The sequence below is a fragment of the Nitratireductor sp. B36 genome (assembly GCF_020833685.1).
Classification (GTDB): Bacteria; Pseudomonadota; Alphaproteobacteria; order Rhizobiales; family Rhizobiaceae; genus Nitratireductor.
In genome coordinates this window covers 349,276-375,026 of sequence record NZ_JACKZY010000001.1, presented here as the reverse complement: position 1 = coordinate 375,026, position 25,751 = coordinate 349,276, and the positions used below count along the sequence as shown (strand labels likewise).

Genomic DNA, 25,751 nt, shown 5'->3' with positions numbered 1-25,751 from the left:
CCACCCTCTTGTTATGGGAGGGCACCATAGAGCAAGTTGAGACGAAATGTCACGAGGAAAATTGCCTTTGAAATGCTTTGTTATCAAATTGCTCTGCGGCGGCGGTTTTGAAGAACGGAGCACGGGGCGGCCATATGGCTGCGGCTTTTCATTCCGTTGCGAAATGGTTAAGACACCGGCCTTGAACCGTTTGTCATCTTGATTCCGAACAGGCTCTCTCGAGCCGCTTCCATGGATACGTTTATGCGACTGTCGCGCTATTTCCTGCCGATCCTGAAAGAAACCCCTCGTGAGGCCGAAATCGTCTCGCACCGTTTGATGCTGCGCGCCGGTATGATCCGCCAGCAGGGCGCCGGAAGCTTCTCCTGGCTGCCGCTGGGCAAGCGCGTTCTCGACAAGGTCAATCAGATCATCCGCGAGGAACAGAACCGGGCAGGGGCTCAGGAAATCCTGATGCCCACCATCCAGTCTGCCGATCTGTGGATGGAGAGCGGGCGTTATGACGATTACGGTAAGGAGATGCTGCGCATCACCGACCGGCACGAGCGCAAGATGCTCTATGGCCCCACCAATGAGGAGATGGTGACGGACATCTTCCGGTCCTACGTGAAGTCCTACAAGGATTTGCCGCTCAATCTCTATCACATCCAGTGGAAGTTCCGCGACGAGGTGCGCCCGCGCTTTGGCGTGATGCGTTCGCGCGAGTTCCTGATGAAGGACGCCTATTCCTTCGATCTCGACTTCGAGGGCGCAAAGGCCGCCTACAACCGCATGTTCGTTGCCTATCTGCGCACATTTGCCCGCATGGGGCTGCAGGCGATCCCGATGCGCGCCGACACCGGCCCCATTGGCGGTGATCTGAGCCACGAATTCATCATTCTGGCTTCCACCGGCGAGAGCGAGGTGTTCTGCCGCAAGGAGTTCCTTGAACTGCAGGTGCCGGGCGCGGATGTCGATTTCAGCAATGACGCGGAAATCGCCGACATCGTCACCACCTGGACCACGCCCTATGCGGCGACCGACGAGATGCACGACGAAGCCGCCTGGGACGCCATTCCCGAAGATGAGAAGGTTTCTGCGCGCGGCATCGAAGTCGGCCATATTTTCCACTTCGGGACCAAGTATTCCAAGCCCATGAACGCAACCGTCACCGGTCCGGACGGCAAGGAGCATCATGTGTCCATGGGATCCTACGGTATTGGTCCGAGCCGCCTTCTGGCGGCCATCATCGAGGCGAGCCATGACGAGAACGGCATCATCTGGCCGGAGAGCGTCGCCCCGTTCGATGTGGGTCTGATCAACATGAAGGTGGGCGACGAGGCCTGCGACCGCATCTGCGAAGAGCTTTATGGAAAGCTGCAGGCCGCGGGCAAGGATGTGCTCTACGACGATACGGACCAGCGCGCCGGTGGCAAGTTCGCCACTGCAGATCTGATCGGTCTTCCCTGGCAATTGGTGGTCGGCCCGCGCGGTGTCGCCAATGGCGAGGTGGAGCTCAAGAACCGAGCTTCCGGAGAGCGTCTCTCCCTGTCGGTCGCGGATGCGCTCAACCGTCTCGCTCCGGGCCCCGCATGAGGCGGTGCTGCGATATTCGTCTGAGCAACAGCCTTTGAGGTCAAGCCATGAGTGAAGCCGCCACCAGCGGAGAAGCCGCGCAGAGCGCGCCCGGGAAACCCTTGGGTGCCGGACCGTTCTCCCGTTTCGAGCGGCTGATCGCTTGGCGCTACCTTCGCTCTCGCCGGAAAGAGACGGTGATCTCGGTGATCGCCTCGATCTCCTTCATCGGCATCATGCTGGGTGTGGCAACGCTGATCGTGGTGATGGCGGTGATGAACGGTTTCCGTGCCGAGCTGCTGACCCGCATTCTGGGCGTCAACGGCCATCTCATCGTGCAGCCGATCGACATGCCGATGGATGATTATGAGGCTGTCGCCAGCCGAATTGAGGGCGTTGAGGGCGTGCGTCTTGCCATGCCGATGGTGCAGGGGCAGGTTCTCGTTTCCGGCCGCAGCGGAGCGGGAACCGGCGCTGTGGTCCGCGGTGTGCGTGCTGACGACCTGTCCCGTCTCGAGCTGGTTTCCGACAACATCAAGGACGGCTCGCTGGTCGGCTTCGCGGCCGGCGAAGGGCTGGCGGTCGGCTCGCGCATGGCGCAGAATCTCGGCCTGACGGTCGGCGATTCCGTGACGCTGGTCGCCCCCGAGGGCGACATCACCCCCTTCGGCACCACGCCGCGCGTGAAAACCTATCCGATCTCTGCGACCTTCGAGATCGGCATGTCGGAATACGATTCCTCCATCATCTACATGCCGCTCCAGGAGGCGCAGCTCTATTTCAATGCGGAGGGGCTCGTGCAGTCGATCGAACTCTTCGTCGACAATCCCGATGCCGTGGACACGCTGCGGCCGAAGGTCGAGGAGGCCGCTCAGCGCCCCATCCTTCTCTCCGACTGGCGCCAGCGCAACAGCACCTTCTTTTCTGCGCTCGAAGTGGAGCGCAACGTCATGTTCATGATTCTGACGATGATCGTGCTTGTTGCTGCGCTCAACATCATTTCCGGCCTTGTGATGCTGGTGAAGGACAAGGGTCACGATATTGCGATCCTTCGCACCATGGGCGCGACAAGCGGCGCCATCATGCGCATCTTCTTGATGACCGGTGCTGCGATCGGCGTTGCCGGCACCCTTGCCGGCGTGATCCTCGGTGTCGTTATCTGCTGGAATGTGGAATCGATCCGCCAGTTCTTCTCCTGGCTATCTGGCACGACGATCTTCGATCCCGAACTCTATTTCCTGAGCCAGTTGCCGGCCAAGATGGAAGCGGGCGAGACGGTGGCCGTTATCATCATGGCGCTGGTCCTGTCCTTCGTGGCAACGCTCTTTCCTGCCTGGCGGGCCTCCCGGCTCGATCCGGTCGATGCTCTGAGGTATGATTGATGGCGGCACCCATTCTCGAATTGAAGGGCATTGAGCGCAGCTACCGCGAAGGCGAGGGCCGGCTCACCATTCTCAAGGATGCTGCGTTTTCCCTGAACCCGGGCGAGATGGTGGCACTGGTCGCTCCCTCAGGGGCCGGAAAATCGACATTGCTGCATCTGGCAGGGCTGCTTGAGGCACCGGATTCTGGAGAGGTGATCGTCGGAGGTCAGGCGTGTGGCCAGCTGTCGGATGATGCGCGCACCGCGATCCGTCGCAACGAAATCGGCTTCGTCTACCAGTTCCATCATCTGCTGCCGGAGTTCTCTGCAGAAGAGAACATCATGATCCCGCAGATGATCACCGGCATGGCGCCGGCCGAGGCGAAGGCGCGTGCGGGACAGCTTCTCGATTACTTGCGGGTCGGTCACCGGGCGAGCCACCGACCAGCAGAACTGTCGGGTGGCGAGCAGCAAAGAGTGGCCATTGCCCGCGCTGTCGCCAACGCTCCGCGTATTCTTCTCGCGGATGAGCCGACCGGCAATCTCGACCCCAAGACGGCAGGCTATGTGTTCGACGCGCTTGAGGCGCTTGTGCGTCAGTCAGGCCTCGCAGCCCTGATTGCTACCCACAATCATGAACTGGCCGCGCGGATGGACCGCGTCGTCACGCTGAGCGGCGGCAAGGTCGTCGCCTGGACCGGGTAACGCATCAGCAGCGTCCCCGCGTGTCGATAGCCTCCGGACGACCGAGGGGCTTCTGAACGTCTGTTTGCGAATTAACCCCACGTAAACCCTGATTGCCAGGCCCGGAAGAGGCGCCTTCTATCGCGCTTGACGATAGAACAAAAATAGAACATAAAGGGATTATAAAGTGATCAGGAGGGATAAATGACCGATCTTGTCCAGGATGTCGTCTCGCTCGTTGCCGTCAGTTCCTTTATCATGATGGCGGCTGTGGTGATCGGCGCCATTTGATGCTTGCCGGTGCCATGCGTCATGTCAGGCACCGCCCGAATGCAAAAGAGGCGGGAAGGCCCGCCTCTCGATCTGGGTTGCTTTACTTCCCATGAAGTTTTGCCGTTCAGACCGGCCCTGTTCTATCACAACCACGCTGTTGGCTAGTCGCCGATAGCCACGCCCTCGCGGCGCGGGTCGGCAGCCCCTTCCAGGCCGTCGGGAGTGAGAGTGATGCCGTGCAGGCCGGAATTGAGGTCGCCGATGGATGTCTTGAAGCCGAGTGCATCGAGATCGTTCTGCATCTCCTCGGCTTCGGTGCCGGCTTCCAGCGTGTAGGTGCCGAAACGATTTGTCAGATGCGGCAGGTCGATGGCCTGTTGCATGTTCATGCCCCAGTCTGTCAGCGCGATGATCGTGTTCGCGACATAGGGTATGATGTTGCTACCGCCGGGCGAGCCAAGCGCGTGGAGCGGCTTGCCGTCCTTGAGAACGATGGTCGGCGACATGGAGGAGCGTGGACGTTTGCCTGGTTCCACCCTGTTGGCCACGGCCTCACCATCGGCTTCAGGCGCAAACGAGAAATCCGTGAGCTGATTGTTGAGGATGAAACCGGCGGCCATCTTGCGTGAGCCGAAAGCGCTTTCCACCGATGTCGTCATCGAGGCGATGTTGCCCGCCTTGTCGACAATAACGAAATGCGATGTCGAGGGCTGTTCAAGGCTCATGCCGTCGATGCGGAATTCGGCTTTATCCCATGGCGGATCTCCAGCCTTTACGTCATCCGCACCAAGGGCGGTGGGACGGCGGATCAGTGCCGCACGCGCTTTCAGATATTCCTGGTCGAGAAGCCCCTTCGGCATTTTGACGAAATCGCTGTCGGCCATGTAGCGGCCCCGGTCGGCAAAGGCGAGACGCGTTGCATCGCCAATGATGCGCCAGCTTTCGGGATCTTCAGGTCCAAGACTACCCAGGTCGAATGTGCCAACCATGCCTAGAATTTGCCCGACGGTCAGGGCGCCGGAGGAGGGTGGCCCCATTCCGCAGACCTCAAGGTCGCGATAGGGAGCACACACCGCTTCACGCTCCTTCACGGCGTACCCGGCAAGGTCATCAAGCGTCAAAAGCCCCGGATTGCCGTCATGTGCTTTCACCGCGGCCACAATCTGTTCGGCGACCGGCCCCCTATAGAACCCATCGGCTCCATACTCGGCAATTCGTTTCAGTGTTGCGGCATAGTCCGGATTTTTCAGGATCGATCCGACCGCGACCGCATCGCCATCCTTGTCATAAAAATAAGCACGGGCGGCAGGTTGCGTGTCCAGCCGGCCCTTGTCTTCCTCTATCAGCGCGTGAAGCCGCGGCGAAACGGTGAAGCCTTCTTCCGCCAGCCGGATCGCCGGTTCAAGAAGCGTTTGCCACTCAAGCTTCCCGGCCCGCTTGTGGATGGTTTCCATCAAACGCACCACGCCTGGGGTGCCCACCGAGCGTCCGCCAACCACGGCGTCGAAGAAGGCAAGCGGCTCACCCTGTTGATTGAGGAAGAGCTCTGGCGTTGCCGCAGCAGGCGCGGTTTCCCGCCCATCGAAGGTCGTCACCTTGCCGGTTTCAGCATCATACCAGACAAGGAACGCACCGCCGCCAATGCCGGAAGATTGCGGCTCCACCAGGCCAAGAACCGTCTGAACAGCCACCAGTGCATCGGCCGCACTCCCGCCCTTGCGCAGGATATCGAGACCGGCCTCCGCTGCAAGCGGATTGGCAGCAGCCACCATCTGCTCTTTTGCGTGGACTGTCGTTTTGTTTGTAACCCCGCTGGCCCTTTCCGGGGCGTGGGCGTCTGTTGCCTGTTGGGCAAACGCTCCAGGCGTGGCCATGGAGAGGGAAATGAGGGCAAAGGCCCCAAAAGCCTGTGATAATCGCATTTTTGGCGCTCCTTCGTCAGAGCGCCGTAGATCCTGATACGGATCGCCGATACGCTCTCAAGCCTAGTGTGGCGCAACTGCAAGCGACTTGCCGTTCGCACCCTGCCTGTTCATATTCATGCCGGACCTCGCCCAGTCGTCAAAGGCTTTCCGCGGGGCCGAATACTTCGGCAAAAGCGGCCTTCAGCGCGAGGTCGAGATCCTCCATCGTCACCGGCAGACCGAGATCGACCAGGCTGGTGACACCGTAGCCGCTTATACCGCAGGGAACGATACCGCCGAAATGAGCCAGATCCGGCTCGACGTTGATTGAGATGCCGTGAAAACTCACCCAGCGTCGGAGGCGGATGCCGATGGCAGCAATCTTGTCTTCGGCAGGCAGGCCTCCGGGCAAGGGCGGCTTGTCCGGCCGCGCAACCCAGACACCGACGCGATCCTCTCGGCGTTCGCCCTTCACGTTGAAACGTTCGAGTGTGGCGATGATCCACGCCTCCAGCGCTGCGATGAAGGCGCGCACGTCTTCGCGACGGGTCTTGAGGTCGAGCATCACATAGGCGACCCGCTGGCCCGGCCCATGATAGGTGTATTCGCCACCACGCCCCGTCTTGTAGACGGGAAAGCGGCCTGCTTCGAGCAGGTCTGCACTGTTGGCGCTTGTGCCTGCTGTGTAGAGTGGCGGGTGCTCCACCAGCCATACGAGCTCAGGCGCTTTCCCTTCGCGAATCAGGCCGGCTCGCTCTTCCATGAAGGCGACGGCCTGTTCGTAATCGGTCAAACCCGGTTCGATTCGCCATTCCACGGGCGCACCCGCCACGCGCGGCAGGAATTCCGTATCGATCTGGCCGCGTTCGCTCATCGCATCATCCCGTCAGGTACTGAAACTGCCCGACACATATGGAGACAAACTGGTTGCAGGTCCAGTGCACCGCGTCCCTGCGGGTTCCGGTGATTTTTTTCGTCTTTTTGAAGAAGGGCGCTTGTTTCCCGAAATCCGATTTGCTACATGCCCGGTGCCGGTGTGAACCGGCCTCCAGCTGCGTGCGGTCGTGGCGGAATTGGTAGACGCGCAGCGTTGAGGTCGCTGTGGGGCAACCCGTGGAAGTTCGAGTCTTCTCGACCGCACCAAGCTCTCTTCCAAAGAGTATATTCTGTGATGACTTGGGTTTGAGTTTTCCTCAGGTCATTTGAGCTTGCCCCAGGTCAAAACCATACGCGTAACGCATCGGTTCAACCAGTCGCCGAGTTGACGAGCGGCTGGCTTGGCTTATGGACCGGAAGGTCCGCAACCGCGTCGTCAATTTACCATCCCCAGCAAACCTCCCCAAACTTAACCTGTGTTAATTCACGTGGTTTGTATGCGTGCTAACGAGGGGCGTCCCGACCGTTGGGGGCGATGGGTGGGGCGCTTCGCTCTCGATCATCGATTGAGCGAACAAGGAATCTTCTTCGATTTGCGTCGAGGAAGATTTTTTGTTGGAGCAACCAAATTCCGGTCATCGCCGAACCATCTGGCAACTCCTACGTTCAGATGGTGGGATGATCGTGTGCAAGAGGGCCGGGATATCCGCCAAGGTAGATGCGGCTGATCATCCGGGAGAGAAACTCCACTGCAGCGGTGGAGAGCACCACAAAGGAAATCAACAAAGCCAGCGTGTTTAGAAAATCCAGAAACATAACAACCGTTTCATGCTGTGTTTCGCCAACAGGATAACTCGTCGGGACGAAATACGCTGCATCACGATTTCTTTGCGGTCTTAAGAATTGCCGATGTGGCATCTTCCACGTTTTGTTAGAATTGGCGCAGCAATTCACCAAAACCGGAAAGGCGATCTTGGACGCCTGCAAGTCGCAGGCAGTTCCACATCATGGCTTGATTGCTCACGATCACCGGTTTCCGGATTTCCTTTTCCAGCGCCTCCACGATCTCGAGCGACCGCAACGCGCTACAGCTTATCAAAAGCGCGTCTGCTTCCGGTGTGTCGAGACTGGCCCCGAACTCGAGAAGGTAGTCAGGCGTGACCCGAACCATATCGCGGTCATAATCCAGACCAAGACCCGCATAAGCGGTGATCTCGAAACCGGCTTCATTTTGCAGATATCCAACGACAGTGTCCGTCAATTCATGCGCATAAGGCGTGCCCACCGCGATGCGGCGCACCTGCAGGGCCTCGAGGGCCTTTGTCACGCTACCCATGAGAGAAGTGGCGTGGGCGTTGGGAGCGCCCTTGTTGAGCTCTGAACAAACGCGTGCTTCGCCCACTGCCACCGTGCCTGAGGTGCAGGCCAGGCAAACCACATCAAGAATGTCATCCGGCAGGATGCGCCCGGCTGTTTCGGCAAGGCTTTCGGTTAGCTGCGCAAGCGTGCCGGTGGAAATTTCATGAGGCATGCGCGCTCTTGAGAAGTAGACGCCGACACCCGGCGGAGCCATGCGCACCATATCCTCTTCCACCAGTTGATCGTTGGGCAGAAGAACAAAGCCGATCTTTGCGCGTTCATTGCGACCGGAATCGAACCGTATGGGGGTGTTCACCTGCCGTTTGCGGTGCTGCAGCGGCGAGTTTTCTGGATTGTGGAGCATGTGGCCCTGTTGTCCCGCGTTCTCATCAAGGTTCGAGGATCGCGTCATTCACGCTTGTCGTGCTGCCTGGCAACCGACGCAGACGCGTCGCTTTTGAGGCAACACCGCTCCCCGGATCCGCAGTGATGGTACAGGCATACACCGATTGTCGCGTCTTCCCAAATCTCCAGTGGCGGCGAGCACGCAGGCGGGCGCCCCAAAACCGGCTGGAAGGGAAGTGGATCAGTCCATTGGCGTCGCACACCACGCAGCGCGGCGCAGGCGAACAAGCGTCGCGATATCGAGCTTTTCGGTCTTGATGGATGCGATCGCGATTTCGAACAGCGCGAGATGGATCTGCTGATGGCTCCAGCCGCGCTCCCGTGCGGTTGTCACAATGCGCCTCAGTGCCGGCTCTATCGCGTCTCGGCAGGTCTGCGCCTCGACGACAAAGTCGACCGGTGCGCAGGTCTCAAATGCGAGCGACATGCTTTCCCCCCGGGAACCGTCGTTAAGTTCAGATTGATAGGCAAATTGATTGTGCTGGTGGGATACCACAACCCGGCTCTCTGGACGAGTACGCTGATCGAGGTAGTCCCAGTTGCCGCCGGCGAGCGTTACGAAAGAGTTAAACCCATCGCGATTGCCGCACAACCGAAGGGGTTGGGAAGGTGTGGATGGTTTGGGCTCTCGAGCACCAGTCCCCTTGTGGGCGTGTGTTTCTTATGGTGTGCCGCTTTTGATTGTGGGCTATTCTGCCGCATGGGCCGAGAGGCCGGAAAGTGCATTAGCGAAAAGCGAGGGTGCGACAGTGACATTCATCGAGAGCTTATTTGGCGTTATCGGAGACTTAACCTGGGGGTGGTCCCTCATCCCAATTCTTGTCGTTTTAGGCATTTTCATCACCGCGTTGACCGGGTTTGTTCAACTTCAGTTCTTCAGACGCATGTTCCGCGTCCTCTCTTCCAAAAATCAGAGCGGAGACCCCAATGCGATCTCCGCGCGTGCAGCACTTCTTGTCTCCGTTGGGGGACGGGTCGGCGGCGGCAATATCGCCGGCGTGGCCGTGGCCATCACGCTTGGTGGTCCAGGTGCAGTGTTCTGGATGTGGGCTATCGCCCTGGTTGGCATGGCGACCAGTCTCGTTGAATGTTCGCTGGCGCAGCTTTACAAACGCCGCGAAGCGGACGGAACGTTTCGTGGCGGCCCCGCCCGGTCCATCATTCATGGTCTCGGTGAGGAGTATAAGTGGCTCGCCGTGCTCTATGCGATCTGCCTCATCGCGGCGTTCGCCATTGGCTTCAACGCATTTCAGGGCAACACGGTTGCCGGAGCGGCGCAGGAGAGCCTGGGGATTGACCGCATGTGGTCGGGTCTCCTTCTGACCGTGATTGCCGGCTTTATTGTCTTTGGCGGCATCCGCCGCATCGCCAAGGCAGCCGATGTTGTGGTTCCCGTCATGGCGATTGCCTATCTGCTGATGGCGGTCGTCATTATCCTGTTGAACATCACCGAGCTTCCCGGCGTTCTCTATTCCATCGTCATGAACGCATTCGGTCTGGAGCAGGCCGTTGGTGGGGGCATGGGGGCAGCGCTTGCACAGGGCTTGCGGCGTGGCCTTTTTTCCAATGAGGCAGGACTTGGTTCTGCACCCAACGTCGCCGCCACGGCCGATGTGCGCCATCCCATCAGCCAGGGCATCACTCAGTCATTCTCGGTCTTTATCGACACGATTGTGATCTGCAGCTGCACCGCCTTCGTTATCTTATTGGGCGATGTATATACGCCGGGCGCCGAAGCCATCGACGGCGTTGTTCTCACTCAGCAGTCGCTGGTTTCTCACCTGGGCGAATGGACCCAGTATTTCCTGACCTTCATTCTACTTCTTTTTGCCTTCAGCTCGATCATCTACAATTACTATCTGGGCGAGAACGCGCTGACAGTGATCAGCGAACACCCGCTGGCCATCAACGCACTGCGCTTGGTTGTGATGGGGATTGTCTTTCTTGGCGCGGTGGCACCCGGGGCGACCGCGGTCTTCTTCTTCTCTGATCCAATGATGGGCATTCTGGCGCTGGTCAATCTTATCGCCATCATGATGCTTCTGCCCACATGTCTGAGGATACTGAAAGATTTCCGCGAGCAGCTGAAAGCCGGTGTCGATCGGCCGGTGCTCGATCCGGACAAATTTCCTGATCTGGATATCGACCGCACTGCCTGGACAGGCAGGGTGCGTGACGAAGCTGCGGGCGCTTGAACGCCATGTAACGCGTGTTTGAACAAGGGGCAGGGAGGGGCAGGGAAACCTGCCCTTTTTGATTCTTCCTAGCTCTAAAAGCCCAGCAGAATGGCCGCTGCGATCGACATGGCCACCGCTAAAGCTGTCAGGCCGACAAACACGCGTGCCTTGTCGAGAAACATGGCGTATCCCGCGCCCCATGCCGAGGTGCCCGCTCCGAGCGCGAAGAAAAATGCATCCCGCTCTCCAAAGGAAAGCGCAGCAGCCATAAGTCCGCCGATCACGATGGCTCCGAACGTTACGATGGTTGCAGCAGCATAGGCGTCGTAGCGGTCGTTCATTCTTCGTCCCTTCAAAATGCACTTTATGGCGTCATGGACGCCCTCCCGCAGGATTACCACTAGCAGGTCATCCCGTCGAAAGAAACGCTTCTTGCGGGGGCTACCCAGCAAGCGTTGGGGCGGATGGGTCAATCGCATTGATTGCTGAATTAATTTTCACTGACTGTTGCGATTTGAAATAACGCGCGTTATGTCAGGACCCATGTATGGTATTTTCACATGACGTGTGAGGCATAATGAAGTCTCGCAAGGCGAATGCTGAATGCAAGCGTATGTGAAATATTTTACAGGTGTTCGACCTGTATTTCATTTTCCATAAAATAATCAGCCAAGAGGAATCATGAAACCCAAGCTACGGGTCGAGAATGTTTACAAGATATTTGGAGAACATCCAGAACAGGCGCTCGACGGTCTGAAGCAGAACAAGACCAAGATCGAGATTTTTGAGGAAACAGGGCAGACCGTCGGCGTTCAGGATGTCAGTTTTGATGTCCATGAAGGCGAGATTTTTGTGGTCATGGGGCTTTCTGGCTCCGGAAAGTCCACATTGGTCAGAACCTTGAATGGCCTGATTCCGCCGACCTATGGGAAAATCCTCATTGACGAAGACGATGTGGCGAACTGCTCGGCCGAGCGCCTGCGCAAGGTGCGGCGTGAGAAGATCACCATGGTTTTCCAGCATTTCGCTCTCTTTCCGCACAAGACCGTCGCCGAGAACGCCGCCTATGGACTGAAGATCAAGGGTGAAGGCGCCGCTTCGCGTCGCGCAAAGGCGCTCGCAGCTCTGGAGCAGGTTGGTCTTGCGGCCTATGCCGACAGCTACCCCGACGAACTGTCGGGCGGGATGCAACAGCGCGTGGGGCTTGCGCGTGGGCTTGCAACCGATCCGCAAATTCTCCTGATGGATGAGCCTTTCGGCGCGCTCGATCCGCTCATTCGCCGTGAGATGCAGGAAGAGCTCCTTCATCTTCAGAAGAAGCTCAAGAAGACCATCATCTTCATCACCCATGATCTCAACGAGGCGCTGCTTCTGGGCGACAAGATCGCCATCATGAAGGATGGTCGCTTTGTTCAGGTCGGCACCGCGCAGGAGATCGTCGACAATCCGGCCGATGATTATGTCGCCGCCTTTGTCGGTGACATTGACCGGGGCCGTGTTTTCGACGCCGCGCACGTCGCCGAGCGCCCGATCACCGTTGAGCTCGGCGAAAGGAATGCAGCCGAAAAGGCGCTCGACCTGATGGAGGAGCACAATCGCAATGCCCTCTACGTGGTGGAGGAGGATCGGATTGCCGGTCTCGTCACCTACCAGGAGCTGGCGGTGGCCGCCCGCGAGGAGGGCCGCACGGACCTTTCGGAGGTCCTGGTGACGGAGGTCCCCACGGTCTCGCGCGATACGCCGCTCAACGAGCTTTATGGTGCTGCAAGTGCTGGTTATCCGATCGCGGTGGCCGACAAGCGCGGCCGTCTTGCCGGGGTGATCGAACCGCAGGCGGTATTCTCCCAGCTTTCAGGAGAGGAGAACGAAGAGGCACAGCCGACAACGGATGAAACCGAGGCCAGCTCCGCACAGAAAGGAGAACGCCAATGATCAGCCCTGCCGATCTCGTTCAGATCCCGCTCGACGACTGGGTGAACAGTTTTGTTCGCGACTTTCTGGTTCCCAATTTCCGTCCCTTCTTCCGCGCCATGCAGACACCGGTCACGGCCGTTCTCGGCTGGCTCGATGCGTTCTTCCATTGGTTGCCCATGCTGGTGTTTACCGCAGGCCTTACGCTGATTGCCTGGCGTACGGCGGGCCGCGGGGTTGCTGTTTTCACGCTGATCGCCCTCGCGTTCATAGACATGATCGGGCTCTGGTCGGAGACCATGACCACCCTGTCGATGATCATCACCTCGGTGCTGTTCTGCGCTATAATCGGCATTCCGCTCGGCATCTGGAGTGCACGCAGCGACCGCGTTCTCTTCATCGTGCGACCGATTCTGGACATCATGCAGACGATCCCGTCCTTCGTTTATCTGGTGCCGATTGTCATGCTGTTCGGTGTGGGAATGGTGCCTGGCATCATCGCCACGATCATCTTTGCGCTTCCACCCATTATCCGCCTCACCAATCTGGGCATCCGCAATGTGCGCGGTGACCTGATCGAAGCTGCGGAAGCCTTCGGCTCCACACGCTGGCAGATGTTGTGGGAGGTTCAGTTTCCACTGGCCTTGCGCACCATCATGGCGGGTCTCAATCAGACCCTGATGCTGGCTCTGTCGATGGTGGTCATTGCAGCACTGATCGGCGCGGGCGGGCTCGGCCTTACCGTCTACACCGGACTCGGTCGCCTCAATGTGGGGGCGGCAACCGCCGGTGGCATCGGCATCGTGCTTCTGGCGATCATCCTTGACCGCATCACCCAATCGCTCGGCGAAAAGAAAGCCGTGCACACGCCTTCGCTCTGGCAGACGCTGCGCTCGATGTTTGCGCTCGGCAAGCCGGGTGACGAAGAAAAAGCGGGCAAAGCCGCATAAGGCTTCGTCCGTCTCGCGGAGCGCGACCTGGCGTTCCGCATTCACGGCAGCGGCTACGCCCTGCCACAATTGTCGAACACGTATTTATGGAGACTGCTCGATATGACTGGTCTTAAGAAAAGCATTCCCGCAATCGCAGCCCTCGCGCTGCTCGGCTCCGTGGCCATGCCGGCGATGGCGCAGGACGGCCCCGGCGCCGGCAAAACGATCAAGATGGCACAGGCCACCTGGGACACGGGCTGGTTTCACGCTGAAATCTACAAGCAGATGTTCGAAGAGCTTGGCTACACGGTCGAAGGCCCGACCACGCTCGACAATCCGCCTTTCTATCAGGCGGTCGGGTATGGCGATGTGGACCTTTGGGTGAACGGCTGGTTCCCGATCCACGACACCTATCGCCCGGCTTTCGAGGCAACGGCGGAGATCGTCGGTGCGGTCGCGGCGGGCGGTGCGCTTCAGGGCTATCTCGTCGACAAGGCATCGGCAGAGAAATTCGAGATCAAGTCGCTTGACGATTTCAAGCGGGATGAGGTGAAGGAAGCTTTCGACCGCGATGGCGATGGCAAGGCTGATCTGGTCGCATGCCCTCCCGGCTGGGGCTGCGAGGTGGCGATCGAGGATCATCTCACAAAATACGAGCTCAAGGATCACATCAACGAGATCAAGGCGAGCTACTCTGCCTCCATGGCCGATGCTGTGGCGGCTTATGAAAGCGGTGAGCCCATTCTCTTCTATACCTGGACCCCCAACTGGACCGTCAACGAGCTGAAGATCGGCGAGGATGTTGTCTGGATTCAGGTGCCTGAAGAGGCCACGGATGATAACGCTGCAGCCGGGATCGATGGCTGTGTTGCTGATCCTTGCGTCATGGGCTTTGAGGCGAACGACATCGTGCCGGTCGCCAATTCCGAGTTCCTTGAGGAAAATCCGGCTGTTGCAACGCTTCTAAAGTCGGCTTCGATCCCGCTCGAGGACATTTTTGCCCAGAACGCGGCCATGAACGACGGCGCCGACAAGCCGGAAGATATCAAAAAGCAGGCTTCCGACTGGATCTCCGACAATCGCGATACTGTTGACGGTTGGCTTGAAGCTGCCCGCAAGGCCGGCGAATAAATCTGCTTGCCGTCAGGGGCTTGATGTTTGAGGCCCTTGAAAAATTTGGACCGCGCGCCTTGTCCGGCGTGCGGTCTTTTCATGTCACGACGAGCTGTGCCGCCAACAGTGTTTATTGTAGCCGGGGTGGTGAGGTGTAGATCGGTACATCGAGATCCCGCGGGCCGGGCGCCGTCAGACGCGGGATGTTCCGTTGACTGCGCATCCATTCCTGATGCCGGTCTTCCAGCATGTCGCGGCTGCGTTCCAGTTCACGGTCGATGCGCGCTTCCCGCGCCTGTTCCGCTTCGCTCTTGGATCTGTCCTCCGCATATCCCGAAGTGCCCGCCAGCATAACCGCTCCAATGGCGGCCACGACCATGTGATTGAAACGAATTTTCATGGCTCTCATTTAGGACTCCCGTAAGCGTTTAAACAGGGGAGCAACGCTTCCTAGTTCAAAATGAGAATGGCTCCGTTCAAGAAACCGGCGAACAGGACCCAGGCCGCATAGGGCAGGAACATCAGGGCCGACAGTCGGTCCACGCGCCAGCGCGCGATGATAAAGGCGATAACCGCAGCCACAAGAAGCACGAGAATCACGAGTGCGGCCCCGACCATGTGGAGCGAAAAGAAGGTCGGCGACCAGGCGAAATTGAGAACAAGCTGCAACCACCACAGACGCATGGCATTGCTCTGGCGTTCGCGCAGCCATACGCGCGTGCCGGCCAAAGCAATCAGGACATAAAGCATTCCCCACACTGGGCCGAATACCCAGTTGGGTGGATTGAAAACCGGTTTTTCCAACCCTGCATACCAGGAGCCGGGTGCTGTCAGGTAACCAATGGCAAGACCGCCACCGACCACGAGAATTAGGAAAAAGGGGAGAGTGCGAAGAAGAGGCATCATGTTGTCCTGTTTCGTGGTTCGGATCGGCAAAACCTGCTCAGGTTGGAACCAGCCAATGCCATAGTGCATTAACGTTCCTAGGGGGCTTGTGTTCCTGCCGCGCCGAAAGGTTGGGCACACAACCAAAAATCTCGAGCGGAAAGCGTGGCGCCCCGGTTGCGGTGCGGCACACGCGTCTGTATTGCCGAAAGAACGCTGCGCCCATTCGCAGAGCCCAACATCCCAGCCAGGGAGGTCCATTTGAGCGAATCCGAAGGACTGAACAAAGACGTCGAAGCCGAAGGCGCTGAGGCAATGGGCATCTATGATGCAGATGGTGTGGTGGCGGCACCGTTTCTGGCGCATATCGGCGCAGCGATTGCCGACCGGGACACCATCACCCTACGTCAGGAAATCGGCGCGCTCCATCAGTCCGAGGTCGGTGACCTGCTCGAGGCCCTTCTCCCTGACCAGCGCCTCGCGCTTGTCGTGCTCCTGGGCGATGATTTCGATTACACCGCGCTGACCGAGGTGGACGAGGCGATCCGTCTCGAAATCCTGGAAAACCTGCCCAATCAACAGGTGGCGCGTGCCGTCGAACAGCTGGATTCGGATGATGCGGTCTACATTCTGGAAGATCTCGATCAGCAGGACCAGGACGAGATCCTCGCCGAGCTGCCCTTCACCGAGCGTGTGCGTCTGCGTCGTTCGCTCGGCTATCCGGATGAAACCGCCGGCCGGCGCATGCAGACGGAATTTGTCGCTGTGCCGCCCTTCTGGACCGTCGGCCAGACGATCGACTACATGCGGGAGGAGCAAAACCTTCCCGAAAGCTTCGCGCAGATATTCGTCATCGATCCGACATTTCGGCTGGTGGGCGCTGTCGATCTCGATCGGATCCTGCGCACCAAGCGTGGAGTGAAGATCGAGGATGTGATGCGCGAGACGCGCCACGCCATCCCGGCCACGATGGATCAGGAAGAAGCCGCGCAGATTTTTGAAAAATACGACCTTCTGTCGGCCGCCGTGGTCGACGAGAATGAGCGCCTGGTCGGTGTGCTCACCATTGACGATGTGGTCGACGTCATCCAGCAGGAGGCGGAGGAAGATCTTCTGCGCCTTGGCGGCGTCGGTGACGAAGAACTCTCCGACCGTGTCTGGACCGCCGCGCGCTCGCGGGTTCCCTGGTTAATGGTGAACCTCATCACAGCATTCCTTGCCGCTTCCGTCATCGGCCTCTTCGATGACACGATCGAAAAGGTCGTCGCGCTCGCCATTCTGATGCCCATTGTTGCAGGAATGGGGGGCAACGCAGGGTCGCAGACCATGACCGTCACGGTGCGTGCGCTCGCCACCCGGGACATCGATATTTACAATGCCGGCCGCATCATCCGTCGAGAAATGGGTGTCGGCATTCTGAACGGCGTCGTTTTCGCCACGCTGATTGGCGTGGTCGCGGCCGCTTGGTTTCAGGATTACAATCTGGGCGGCATCATTGCGGCGGCGATGATCATCAACATGTTTGTCGCCGCTCTTGGCGGCATCCTCATTCCGCTGCTGCTTGATCGCGTTGGCGCCGACCCGGCGGTGGCATCGGCGGTTTTCGTCACCGCAGTCACAGATGTGGTCGGCTTCCTCGCTTTCCTCGGCCTCGCCACCTGGTGGTTTGGAGTCTAGTTCAAGCGGGCAGGGGGGTAGTCGAGCGGCGCGCGCGATAGAGAATGAAGAATGCGATGCCCATATTGCCGAGGTTCCAGGCAATCCCGTTTATGAAAGCGGCCTGATAAGAGCCAGTCAGGTCATAAATCCAGCCCGACATCCATCCACCCAGCGCCATGCCGATAATGGTCGCCATGATGACCACACCCATGCGCTGACCCGCTTCGCGCGCCGGCAGATATTCGCGCACGATGATCGCGTAGCTGGGCACGATGCCGCCCTGCGAAAGCCCGAAGATGAACGACACCATGTAGAGCGAGGCGAGGCCGTTAAAGGGAATGTAGAGGAACAATGAAAGGCATTGTAGCACCGAACCGATCAGAAGTGTCGGCACACCACCGATGCGGTCGGCGAGCAGACCCGAAATCAGTCGGCTGGCAATCCCTGCGCCCAGCATGAGAGAGAGCATCTCGGCGCCACGCGCGATATCGAAGCCCAGGTCGATGCAGTAGGCGACGATGTGCACCTGCGGCATCGACATGGCGACACAGCATCCCAATCCGGCGAGCACCAGAAGCCCCTGCAGCATGCGAGGCGACAGGTCGATGGGTTTTCGTCCGCCGGGGCGCCGTAAATGGATGGCTGCGATGTCGTCAGCCTGATTCACATCAGGTCTGGCCCGCATGAGCATGGCCAGCGGAACGATGCTGACGATGCAGAAAATGCCGATGCCGAGAAACGTGACCCGCCAGCTCGTATGTTCCAGCGCGAATTTGATGACGGTTGGCCAAAGGACACCGGACAGATAATTGCCGCAGGCGACCGCCGCCACCGCGATGCCCCGCCGCTTCTCGAACCAGTGGGATATGTCTGCCAGAAGCGGACCGAAACAGGCTGAGCCGCCTAGCCCGATAAGCCCCTGCAGGATGACGAACTGCCAGAGAGCAGTCGTGAAGCTGGAGACGACAAAGCCTGCACCAAGCAGGGCCCCCGCAATGGCCACGGGCAGTGCCACACCAATTCTGTCCGCAAACCGCCCGATGAGCACGTTGCCGAGCGCAAAGCCAATCATGGTACTCGTATAGGGCAGGGATGCCGCCGCCCGATCGACGCCAAATTCCGCCTGGATGGGCGGCAGAACGACCACGAAGGCCCAAAGCCCCACCGTGCCGAACGTGCCCAGAAGCAACGCGATTGTCATACGGAACCAGGCATAGGAACCGTCGATCATGGCATCGCTGGCGCTATAGGCGGGGCCCTGTTGCAAGCTGCTCGTTCCCTGTTCGAAAGCGTCTTGTCCGCGCCGCATTCAATCTGCGCGAACTCGTCGCTGTCATAGCTCAGCGATACATCGTCCCGTAGGGCCACGCCCGCTTCGGTGCCTGTCCATGCGAACGTTGGGTGGGGTGTTGCCGATTTCCGGCGGTGGTCGCGGAAGCTGGTTGTTCCGGGCGCGCCCACAATTGGGTGGTCGGTTTCGCCAGCACAGTTGTTCACGTTAGCAGGCGGCACCCGGAAGCGCCTCCGCATGTCAAAAACGGTCTTTCCCCAACTCTTCGCTCTAGCGGTTCAAGAAATTGACTTTTACGTAAGAACCGTGCGACTTTGTTTTTCCTCGCTAAACAAATGCTCCTGATCGGAGACGCAGCGGGGCGGGCATCGGCAGATCATGATCTACCGCATTACCCGGTAGAAGAAAATGCGGCACTCACCATTGGGGCATCGTCCGGCACGGGCGAAAGGGGAGCCGTCATCAAAGGGCAGGGCGCGATGCGCGATTACTACTCCATCACCGAGCTGACGCGTGAGTTCGGGATTTCCACACGGACGCTGCGATTCTACGAGGATGAAGGGTTGATCAAACCCGTGCGGCGCGGTCGAACGCGGCTTTACCGGCCGTCTGACCGGCACCTGGTGCGGCAGATTTTGCGCGGACGCAGTATCGGTTTCTCAATCGCCGAGATTCGCGAGATCATAGAGGTTTACAAGGCGCCGCCCGGAGAGATCGGCCAGCTCAAGCTCATGCTGGCACGTATTTCTGAAAAGCAGCAGGATTTGCGCCAGAAGCGCCGGGACCTTGAAGACACGCTTGAAGAATTGGCCCGCGCGGAGGAAGCCTGTGTCGAGCGTCTGGCTGAGCTCGGTGTGACCACCTGATCGTGGTACGGCCAATCAGAACCAGCGACGTACCCGTTTCTGATAATCGCGATATTTTTTCCCAAACCGCATTGCGAGATGGCGTTCCTCAGGCTCGATCGCAAGCTTCTGTGTCAGGAAGCAGGCAAAGGCGAGCAAGAGAAGAAACCAGGGATTGCCTGTTACCAGGGCGATGCCTGCAAGAAGCATCGAATTACCGAGATAGATAGGGTTTCGGCTGATGGCGAATGGCCCGCTTGTGACCAGTGCATCCGCGCTGCGTGTAGGCAGGATCGCCGTTCCCGCCCTGTGGAGTGTCCGCATGGCCTGCACGTCGAGTATCACAAATCCGACGATGAGCAGGCAGCCTATCGCAAAAAGTATGTCGGCCAGTGGCGGGCCGAACCATGTCAACGGATAGAAAACACCCAGCGTTGCCGCAATGGCGATAGCTGACAGATAGATGACCGGTGGCCAGGGAAAACGGGCCGGTTGCTGTTCAGGGCCGCTCATTGGTCCTATCCCCCTGCGTGAAATCGCTCCCCACTTCCGCGCGCATAGTGCATTCGGTTGCGATTTGGCTCAAGCGGCTTTGCATCTCTTCTTCCGGTTTGCCTGACATGACCAGATCAAGGCGATCCTCGGCCTCCAGCGTGTCGGTGAAACAGGTGCAGTAGGTCGCGCAAAAGTCGCCACCGCGCGTTTCCGCGCACTGGCTCATGCATGCTTGGGTAAAGCGCACATCGGCAGGCACGTCTGCCGGCGGCGAGAGCTGCGCCAGAACCCAGACACAAGCAATAAGAACTGGCTGGTGGAGAAGATAGAAAGCGAGGCTGTGGCGGCCGGCAAAGGCGAGGGGCTTCTGCCAATTCGCCGGCTTCAGAAGGGCGATCGAGTGTAGAGCGCCTGTATCTCTTGCAATGCGGGCGGTCGCGATGCCCGCGATGACGGCACCAAACCAGGGAAGCAGCGGGACATAATCATTTGACGGCGGACGAAAGGTGGAAAGGCCGATCCACCACAGAGCCGGCGTGTCGAAAAATGGCGCACTAAATATATGAGGCGCGGCCACCAGCCCGGCGGCGAGCCCCAAAAGAAGCCAGGCCGGAAAGCGCAGAAAGGCAAGGCCGAGCAGGCTTGCCACCGCAATATGATGCAGAATCCCGAAAAAGATAAAGCCCTGCGGGAATGCGAACCATGTCGCCGCCGAGATTGCGCCCGCAGCCACCGTAACCATGGCCAGGCGTTTCAAGAATCCTGTCCAGCGGATGTGTTTCTCATGAGCTAGAAACAGACTGACGCCAACCAGAAACAGAAAGGAGGTTGCGATCGCGCGAGCAAAGAGGCGCCATCCGCCGGTCACTGTGGTGCCTGCATCCATATAGCCAAAGAACTCAAGGTCCCAGCCGAAATGATAGACTGCCATCGCGACGAGTGCGCCGCCGCGCGCAACATCGATAATTTCGATGCGTGATCTGCCGGCCGCTTGGTGCCGCATCGTGTGAACGCCCCGGTATAATTATTGTTTTATGTTGTGATTATATTAGTCGGCGCTAAAAGTGGCCGAAAGACGGAGAGGTATTCAATGCAGACAGTTGAGGCGAACGGAGCATCCATCCCGGTCTTGGGTATGGGAACCTGGACTTTGAAGGGGCAGGCCTGCACGGAACTCGTCTCGCATGCATTGAAGGTTGGATACCGCCACATCGATACGGCTGCTGCCTATGACAATGAGGAAGCCGTGGGCGAAGGCATCCGGGCCTCGGGGGTGAAGCGGGACGATATTTTTCTGACCACCAAGGTCTGGTGGACCGATATTGCAGGCGGTGACCTTGAGCGCTCGGCGGAAGCAAGCCTGAACCGGTTGGGCGTTGATCAGGTCGACCTACTTTTGATCCATTGGCCGAACCCCGCTATCGACCTCGCTGAAAGCGTGAAAGCTCTGAACCGCGTAAGAGCAAGCCGAGCCGCGCGGCACATAGGCGTGTCCAATTTCCCGACGGCTCTTCTGGCAGAGGCTGTCCGCCTGTCCGAAGCCCCCCTCGTTGCAAACCAGGTCGAGTATCATCCATTTTTGAATCAGGACCGGGTGTATGCCGCGTGCCGCGATGCGGGCATGGCGATGGTGTCCTATTGCCCGTTGGCACGGGGCGGTGATCTGTTCTCACAACCGGAAGTGGCGGGGCCCGCAGAGCACTATGGCAAGACGCCGGCGCAGATCGTGTTACGCTGGCATGTGCAGCAGGAAGGCGTGATCGCCATTCCACGGACCAGCAATGCAGAGCGCCTTGCCGAGAATGCGGACATCTTCGATTTCTCGCTCAGCGAGGAGGAAATGCGGTCCATTTCCGCCTTGCGGCAGCGGGGCAGCCGAATCTGCGATTACGATTTTTCGCCCGTATGGGACCCGGTCTGAACCTCCGGGAAGACAGTAGGTTAACCCTGCGTTAGCTGATCTAAAATAGGGTACTCACGGTTGTCATCGGCTCCACTCCTGTGTGGTGTCTGACAGTCATGCCTTTGGGGGAAGGTGGACGGCGCATGTTGCAGACTTCAGGCGCCCCGGAGAAGGGGCCCACCGACATTGCCGGCATGATTGCAGGCTCCATGCGGCGCATGGGGGTGACCGGTCTGCCGCGCAATTACGAAATATTTTACGAGGTTTTCACCGGTTCCAACCGCGATCTCGTGCGCGATTTCGAAGCGCTGAACGGTCGGCCCACCCAGGACGCGCTGGACAAGCTGGCGCTGAAATATTTCACGCAGAACAACCGGCAGGCCGTTGTTGAGGACGCGCAGGAACAGATCGCCACGCGTGCCCAGGAAATTCTGTCGCTGCTCGGCCGTGAACGCAGTTCCCTGGAGAAATTTGGTGTCATCCTCGATCAAACCTCCAATGGGCTTAGCGGTCGCAGCGCCATCTCGCATGATCTCATGCGCAAGATCGTCGGCATCATGGCCGCGGCTACAGAGACGACCATCGCTCAGGGGCGTCAGATAACGCAGGCGATGGAAGAAAAATCCAGCGAGCTTGAAGCCATGCGCTCGCAGCTTCAAAGGTACAAGAGGCTTGCCGACACCGACCCCTTAACAAGAATTTGGAATCGCCGTGCCTTCGACAAGCGCATGGCCGGCATCTTCGATGAACAGCGTTCGATCATGTTTCATGCGCTGATTCTCGCGGACATCGACGGCTTTAAGGCCATCAACGACCAATATGGTCATCCGGTCGGCGACAAGATTTTGCAGGGCGTCGCGCAGATCCTCAAAACCCAATGCGTTGACGAGTGTTTCGTCGCAAGAACGGGTGGAGAGGAATTCGCCATCATCGTGGACGGACTTACCGAGGAGGCGACCGTCAAACTTGCCGAAACAATGCGGCTCGCCGTTGAAAAGGCCGAGTTCGTTATCGGCTCCGGTGCCCGCAAATGCGGGCCCATTCGTATTTCCCTCGGGGTTTGTATGGCAAGCGATGCCGCCAATGCCGACGAACTCTACGCCAAGACGGATCAGGCGCTCTACGCCTCCAAGGTGGATGGGCGAAACCGCGTTACCCTGTTTTCCAGCATTCCCAAGGGCAAATTCATGAAGAATTGGCTGCTCTACAGAAACGATTGATAGACGTGCCCGCGCCGGGATGCATTTTTCTCGACTTCGCATATAGTTTGACGAGAACTGCGCCGAATTCTGCCCGATTTGTGATACACCGGGGCTTGAGGGGCGATTTGCGCGCGATTCACGTCGCAGATATTGACAAGTGAGGACACGGACTATGTTGAAGAAATCCATCGCAGTTGCGCTCGTGGCAGGCTTCTCTGCCGGCTGCGTGACCAGCACGGATCCCTATACCGGTCAGCAGAAGATCTCCAACACGGCCGGCGGGGCTGCGCTCGGTGCGCTGGCTGGTGCAGGCGTTGGACTTCTGGCCGGTGGCGATGATCGTCGCAATGCGCTGATTGGCGCAGGCATCGGCGCGCTAGCCGGTGGCGCGGTCGGCTCTTACATGGATCAGCAGGAAGCGCAGTTGCGTGGTCAGCTGCAGGGCACGGGCGTGAGTGTCACCCGCCAGGGCGACTACATCATCCTCAATATGCCTTCCAACATCACCTTTGCTACCGATTCGGCCAACATCCAGCCGGCCTTCTACTCCACGCTGAATTCCGTCGCTTTGGTTCTCCAGAAGTACAATCGCACGCTGGTGGACGTTTTTGGTCATACCGATTCCACGGGCGATGCGAATTACAATCTGGAGCTTTCGCAGCGCCGCGCGGGAGCTGTCGCGAATTACCTTATCGGCCAGGGCAACAGCAGCCAGCGTTTCGCGATCATCGGTCAGGGCGAATCCCAGCCGATCGCCTCCAACGCCACGCCGGAAGGTCGCGCAGAAAACCGGCGCGTGGAGATCAAACTGTCGCCGCTTACCGGCGCCTGATCACTCCCGCACACTGCAAAAAAAAGCCGCCGGCGTTCGCTGGCGGCTTTTTCATTGCGGGCCATGCTATCCGGCGGCCATCGCTTTGGCGATGCCTGCCGCCAGCCGCGCATTGTTCTTCACCAACGCGATATTGGTCACGAGGCTTGCCCCGTTTGTCAGTTCCAGAATACGGGCCAGAAGGAACGGTGTCACATCCTTGCCTGAAATGCCTTTTTCATCGGCTTCGCGTTGAGCCGTAAGAATGTATCCAGCCATCACATCTGCGGGGATTTCGTCCTCTGCCGGGACCGGATTGGCAATCAACATGCCGCCGTTGATGCCAAGCGCCGTGCGGGTCGCCTGAAAGCGCGCGATTGCCTCTGCACTGTCAAGACGCAATGGAGCGGGGTAGGGTGAATGGCGCGACCAGAAGGCTGGCACTGTGTCAGTGCCATAGGTGACCACGGGAACGCCACGGGTTTCCAGCACCTCCAGCGTCTTCTCGGTATCGAGGATCGCCTTCGGCCCCGCGGAAACGACGATGACGGGCGTCCGCGCCAGTTCGTCAAGATCGGCCGAGATGTCGAAACTCGTCTCTGCACCCTTGTGAACCCCACCGATGCCGCCTGTGGCGAAAACGTGAATGCCGGCCATCTGCGCGGCGATCATCGTTGCAGCCACGGTTGTGCCCCCACTTTTGCCCTCGGCGATGGCAAAGGCGAGATCGGCGCGAGAGAGCTTCATTGGATCTGTCGCCTGCGCCAGGGCCTCGCGTTCCTGCTCCGAAAGGCCGATTTTCAGGCGCCCGTCCACCACCGCAATCGTGGCCGGTATCGCGCCTTCCTGGCGGATCAGCGCTTCCACGTCTCTGGCCATTTCATTGTTGCGTGGCCAGGGCATGCCATGGGTGATGATGGTGCTTTCCAGCGCCACCACCGGCCTTCCTTGGGAAATGGCTTCGGCGACCGGCGCATGGACATCGATAATGTTGTTGGAACGCAAGGGGGAACTCCTTTATGAAACAAGACGCGGGGCTGGCACCCGCGCAAGCGCCGCTTTGAAGGCGGTATGATCGAATTCAGGCGCTGCCGAGGCAGAGGCAACTGCAAGCCCGGACGCGGCCACGCCCTCGCGCGCGGCCTCCTGCAGGGGCAGTCCACGGACCAGCGCCGCAACACTTGCACCAGCCAGGGCATCGCCGGCGCCGGTCACATCCACCACATTCTCTACCCGTGGCGGGTCGATCTGCCACTGGTTTGCGGACGTGAAGACCGTCACGGCACCGCCACCCTCGGTGATGACGCCGGCGCGCAAGCCTGAAATCTGAAGTGTTTTTGCGGCCTGAAGGATGGGGGCTGCGGATGGAAGCCCAGCCAGCCCGCGCGCCTCCCGCGCATTCATGAATAGTGCAGAGAGTTCGGAAAAATGGGAGCTCAACCGTCCGGCCTTTGCCGGCGAGACTGCAATTGCATAAACGGGTGCTGCTCCACGGATGGAGACCAGCTGCGCCAGCGCTTCCGTGGGGAGATTGGCATCGCAGAGTATGGCATCGGACGCAGCCGCGGCCTGCCGTATCTTCGAACGCCGCAACTGCTTGGCGAACGCCGTATCATAGAGGGTCATGTCCGCAAGGCCGGTGATAAGCTCTCCATCATGATCGAGGATCGCCGTGTAGCTCGGTGTCACGCGGTCGAGAAAGGTCGCCGAGAGGTCTTCGAACCCGGCGTCCTCAATGGCGCGTGCCACCGTCTCGCCCGCCGCATCCCCGCCACGCAGGGAAAGGAGCGACACGGCCATACCGCGCCGGACTGCCGTGCGCGCGGCATTAAATATGCCCCCGCCGACGTCTTCGCGCATCCATCCGGGGTTGGAGGTGGCGGGGATATGCGGTGCGTCAAGGCGTCCGCGACGGTCCATGTGGGCACCGCCGACGGCAAGCAGACGCGGTCGATTGGTAGCGCTCATAGGGGCGCTTTCCGAATCGCCTGATGCGGGAATGCTCCTCTGCTCTCAAGCCAGGCGCCATGTGCGTGCATCAGGGTAGTGATTGCGATCTTGTGCGCACAAAAATAGAACAAATTGTATTTATGTAGCTTTATCAATGCT

At 59.2% G+C, this 25,751-nt stretch carries 25 protein-coding genes and 1 tRNA gene; 13 read left to right on the top strand and 13 right to left on the bottom strand.

Features of this window, described 5'->3' with window-relative positions; genetic code table 11:
- Window positions 1–243 precede the first annotated feature (243 nt).
- From proS to H7H48_RS01825, 3 genes are read left to right on the top strand one after another with little or no spacing between them, the layout of a single operon-like run.
- Window positions 244–1,575: a proline--tRNA ligase gene (gene proS / locus H7H48_RS01835; RefSeq protein WP_229448066.1), complete on the top strand. Its 1,332-nt coding sequence runs from the start codon at window positions 244–246 to the stop codon at window positions 1,573–1,575.
- 47 nt (window positions 1,576–1,622) lie between these two features.
- On the top strand, window positions 1,623–2,936 hold the full coding sequence (locus H7H48_RS01830; RefSeq protein WP_229447116.1) for a lipoprotein-releasing ABC transporter permease subunit: 1,314 nt from the start codon (window positions 1,623–1,625) through the stop codon (window positions 2,934–2,936).
- On the top strand, window positions 2,936–3,622 hold the full coding sequence (locus H7H48_RS01825; protein WP_229447115.1) for an ABC transporter ATP-binding protein: 687 nt from the start codon (window positions 2,936–2,938) through the stop codon (window positions 3,620–3,622). The genes H7H48_RS01830 and H7H48_RS01825 overlap by 1 nt, the downstream gene beginning before the upstream one ends.
- 413 nt (window positions 3,623–4,035) lie before the next feature.
- Here the strand turns inward: H7H48_RS01825 and ggt are convergent, their stop codons facing one another.
- Together ggt and lipB are read right to left on the bottom strand one after the other, a co-directional pair.
- Window positions 4,036–5,796 (bottom strand): gamma-glutamyltransferase, encoded by a 1,761-nt coding sequence (gene ggt, locus H7H48_RS01820; RefSeq protein WP_229447114.1) that lies wholly within the window; start codon window positions 5,794–5,796, stop codon window positions 4,036–4,038.
- A 139-nt stretch (window positions 5,797–5,935) separates the two neighbouring features.
- Complete coding sequence (lipB, locus tag H7H48_RS01815; RefSeq protein WP_229447113.1) at window positions 5,936–6,652, bottom strand: lipoyl(octanoyl) transferase LipB; 717 nt, start codon at window positions 6,650–6,652, stop codon at window positions 5,936–5,938.
- Window positions 6,653–6,836: 184 nt separating this feature from the next.
- Between lipB and H7H48_RS01810 the strand changes: the two genes are divergently transcribed.
- Window positions 6,837–6,921, top strand: a tRNA-Leu gene (locus H7H48_RS01810).
- Window positions 6,922–7,320: 399 nt separating this feature from the next.
- Here H7H48_RS01810 and H7H48_RS01805 read toward each other — a convergent pair.
- The 3 genes from H7H48_RS01805 to H7H48_RS01795 all read right to left on the bottom strand — a co-directional run bounded on the left by H7H48_RS01805 (window position 7,321) and on the right by H7H48_RS01795 (window position 8,845).
- A complete protein-coding gene (locus tag H7H48_RS01805) occupies window positions 7,321–7,470 on the bottom strand; it encodes a hypothetical protein (RefSeq protein WP_229447112.1) in 150 nt (49 codons plus the stop codon).
- 115 nt (window positions 7,471–7,585) lie between these two features.
- Window positions 7,586–8,377, bottom strand: a complete 792-nt coding sequence (locus H7H48_RS01800) for an arylmalonate decarboxylase (RefSeq protein WP_229447111.1) — start codon at window positions 8,375–8,377, stop codon at window positions 7,586–7,588.
- A 222-nt stretch (window positions 8,378–8,599) separates the two neighbouring features.
- Complete coding sequence (locus H7H48_RS01795) at window positions 8,600–8,845, bottom strand: hypothetical protein (RefSeq protein ID WP_229447110.1); 246 nt, start codon at window positions 8,843–8,845, stop codon at window positions 8,600–8,602.
- A 322-nt stretch (window positions 8,846–9,167) separates the two neighbouring features.
- Between H7H48_RS01795 and H7H48_RS01790 the strand changes: the two genes are divergently transcribed.
- On the top strand, window positions 9,168–10,613 hold the full coding sequence (locus tag H7H48_RS01790; protein ID WP_229447109.1) for an alanine/glycine:cation symporter family protein: 1,446 nt from the start codon (window positions 9,168–9,170) through the stop codon (window positions 10,611–10,613).
- Window positions 10,614–10,687: 74 nt separating this feature from the next.
- Here the strand turns inward: H7H48_RS01790 and H7H48_RS01785 are convergent, their stop codons facing one another.
- Window positions 10,688–10,936: a hypothetical protein gene (locus H7H48_RS01785; protein WP_229447108.1), complete on the bottom strand. Its 249-nt coding sequence runs from the start codon at window positions 10,934–10,936 to the stop codon at window positions 10,688–10,690.
- Window positions 10,937–11,276: 340 nt separating this feature from the next.
- Here H7H48_RS01785 and H7H48_RS01780 point away from each other — a divergent pair, with 340 nt between their 5' ends.
- From H7H48_RS01780 to proX, 3 genes are all read left to right on the top strand, one after another.
- Complete coding sequence (locus H7H48_RS01780) at window positions 11,277–12,527, top strand: glycine betaine/L-proline ABC transporter ATP-binding protein (protein ID WP_229447107.1); 1,251 nt, start codon at window positions 11,277–11,279, stop codon at window positions 12,525–12,527.
- Entirely contained in the window at window positions 12,524–13,456 is a 933-nt protein-coding gene (locus H7H48_RS01775; protein WP_229447106.1) for a proline/glycine betaine ABC transporter permease, read from the top strand. Before H7H48_RS01780 ends, H7H48_RS01775 begins: the two co-directional genes overlap by 4 nt.
- Window positions 13,457–13,558: 102 nt before the next feature.
- Complete coding sequence (gene proX, locus H7H48_RS01770; protein ID WP_229447105.1) at window positions 13,559–14,569, top strand: glycine betaine/L-proline ABC transporter substrate-binding protein ProX; 1,011 nt, start codon at window positions 13,559–13,561, stop codon at window positions 14,567–14,569.
- A 112-nt stretch (window positions 14,570–14,681) separates the two neighbouring features.
- Here proX and H7H48_RS01765 read toward each other — a convergent pair whose 3' ends face one another.
- Together H7H48_RS01765 and H7H48_RS01760 are read right to left on the bottom strand one after the other, a co-directional pair.
- Entirely contained in the window at window positions 14,682–14,960 is a 279-nt protein-coding gene (locus H7H48_RS01765) for a hypothetical protein (protein WP_229447104.1), read from the bottom strand.
- 41 nt (window positions 14,961–15,001) lie between these two features.
- Window positions 15,002–15,454, bottom strand: a complete 453-nt coding sequence (locus tag H7H48_RS01760; protein WP_229447103.1) for a TspO/MBR family protein — start codon at window positions 15,452–15,454, stop codon at window positions 15,002–15,004.
- A 297-nt stretch (window positions 15,455–15,751) separates the two neighbouring features.
- Between H7H48_RS01760 and mgtE the strand changes: the two genes are divergently transcribed.
- Entirely contained in the window at window positions 15,752–17,113 is a 1,362-nt protein-coding gene (gene mgtE / locus H7H48_RS01755) for a magnesium transporter (protein WP_229448065.1), read from the top strand.
- A gap of 1 nt (window position 17,114) precedes the next feature.
- Here mgtE and H7H48_RS01750 read toward each other — a convergent pair whose 3' ends face one another.
- A complete protein-coding gene (locus H7H48_RS01750) occupies window positions 17,115–18,326 on the bottom strand; it encodes an MFS transporter (RefSeq protein WP_229448064.1) in 1,212 nt (403 codons plus the stop codon).
- Between the two features lie 539 nt (window positions 18,327–18,865).
- On the opposite strand from H7H48_RS01750, the gene H7H48_RS01745 reads away from it, so the two are divergent.
- A complete protein-coding gene (locus H7H48_RS01745) occupies window positions 18,866–19,252 on the top strand; it encodes a MerR family DNA-binding transcriptional regulator (RefSeq protein WP_223022609.1) in 387 nt (128 codons plus the stop codon).
- Window positions 19,253–19,267: 15 nt separating this feature from the next.
- On the opposite strand, the gene H7H48_RS01740 is transcribed toward H7H48_RS01745, so the two are convergent.
- Both H7H48_RS01740 and H7H48_RS01735 read right to left on the bottom strand, forming a co-directional pair.
- Entirely contained in the window at window positions 19,268–19,744 is a 477-nt protein-coding gene (locus H7H48_RS01740) for an isoprenylcysteine carboxylmethyltransferase family protein (protein WP_229447102.1), read from the bottom strand.
- Window positions 19,731–20,729, bottom strand: a complete 999-nt coding sequence (locus tag H7H48_RS01735; protein WP_229447101.1) for a heparan-alpha-glucosaminide N-acetyltransferase — start codon at window positions 20,727–20,729, stop codon at window positions 19,731–19,733. Before H7H48_RS01735 ends, H7H48_RS01740 begins: the two co-directional genes overlap by 14 nt.
- 87 nt (window positions 20,730–20,816) lie before the next feature.
- On the opposite strand from H7H48_RS01735, the gene H7H48_RS01730 reads away from it, so the two are divergent.
- The 3 genes from H7H48_RS01730 to H7H48_RS01720 all read left to right on the top strand — a co-directional run bounded on the left by H7H48_RS01730 (window position 20,817) and on the right by H7H48_RS01720 (window position 23,663).
- On the top strand, window positions 20,817–21,647 hold the full coding sequence (locus H7H48_RS01730; protein WP_229447100.1) for an aldo/keto reductase: 831 nt from the start codon (window positions 20,817–20,819) through the stop codon (window positions 21,645–21,647).
- A 125-nt stretch (window positions 21,648–21,772) separates the two neighbouring features.
- Window positions 21,773–22,849, top strand: a complete 1,077-nt coding sequence (locus tag H7H48_RS01725) for a GGDEF domain-containing protein (protein ID WP_229447099.1) — start codon at window positions 21,773–21,775, stop codon at window positions 22,847–22,849.
- 154 nt (window positions 22,850–23,003) lie between these two features.
- Window positions 23,004–23,663 (top strand): OmpA family protein, encoded by a 660-nt coding sequence (locus H7H48_RS01720; protein WP_223020454.1) that lies wholly within the window; start codon window positions 23,004–23,006, stop codon window positions 23,661–23,663.
- Window positions 23,664–23,729: 66 nt separating this feature from the next.
- Here the strand turns inward: H7H48_RS01720 and H7H48_RS01715 are convergent, their stop codons facing one another.
- Together H7H48_RS01715 and H7H48_RS01710 are read right to left on the bottom strand one after the other, a co-directional pair.
- Window positions 23,730–24,647, bottom strand: coding sequence for a pseudouridine-5'-phosphate glycosidase (locus H7H48_RS01715; RefSeq protein ID WP_229447098.1), 918 nt, complete (start codon window positions 24,645–24,647; stop codon window positions 23,730–23,732).
- Window positions 24,648–24,659: 12 nt separating this feature from the next.
- Window positions 24,660–25,610 (bottom strand): carbohydrate kinase family protein, encoded by a 951-nt coding sequence (locus H7H48_RS01710; RefSeq protein ID WP_229447097.1) that lies wholly within the window; start codon window positions 25,608–25,610, stop codon window positions 24,660–24,662.
- Window positions 25,611–25,751: the final 141 nt, after the last annotated feature.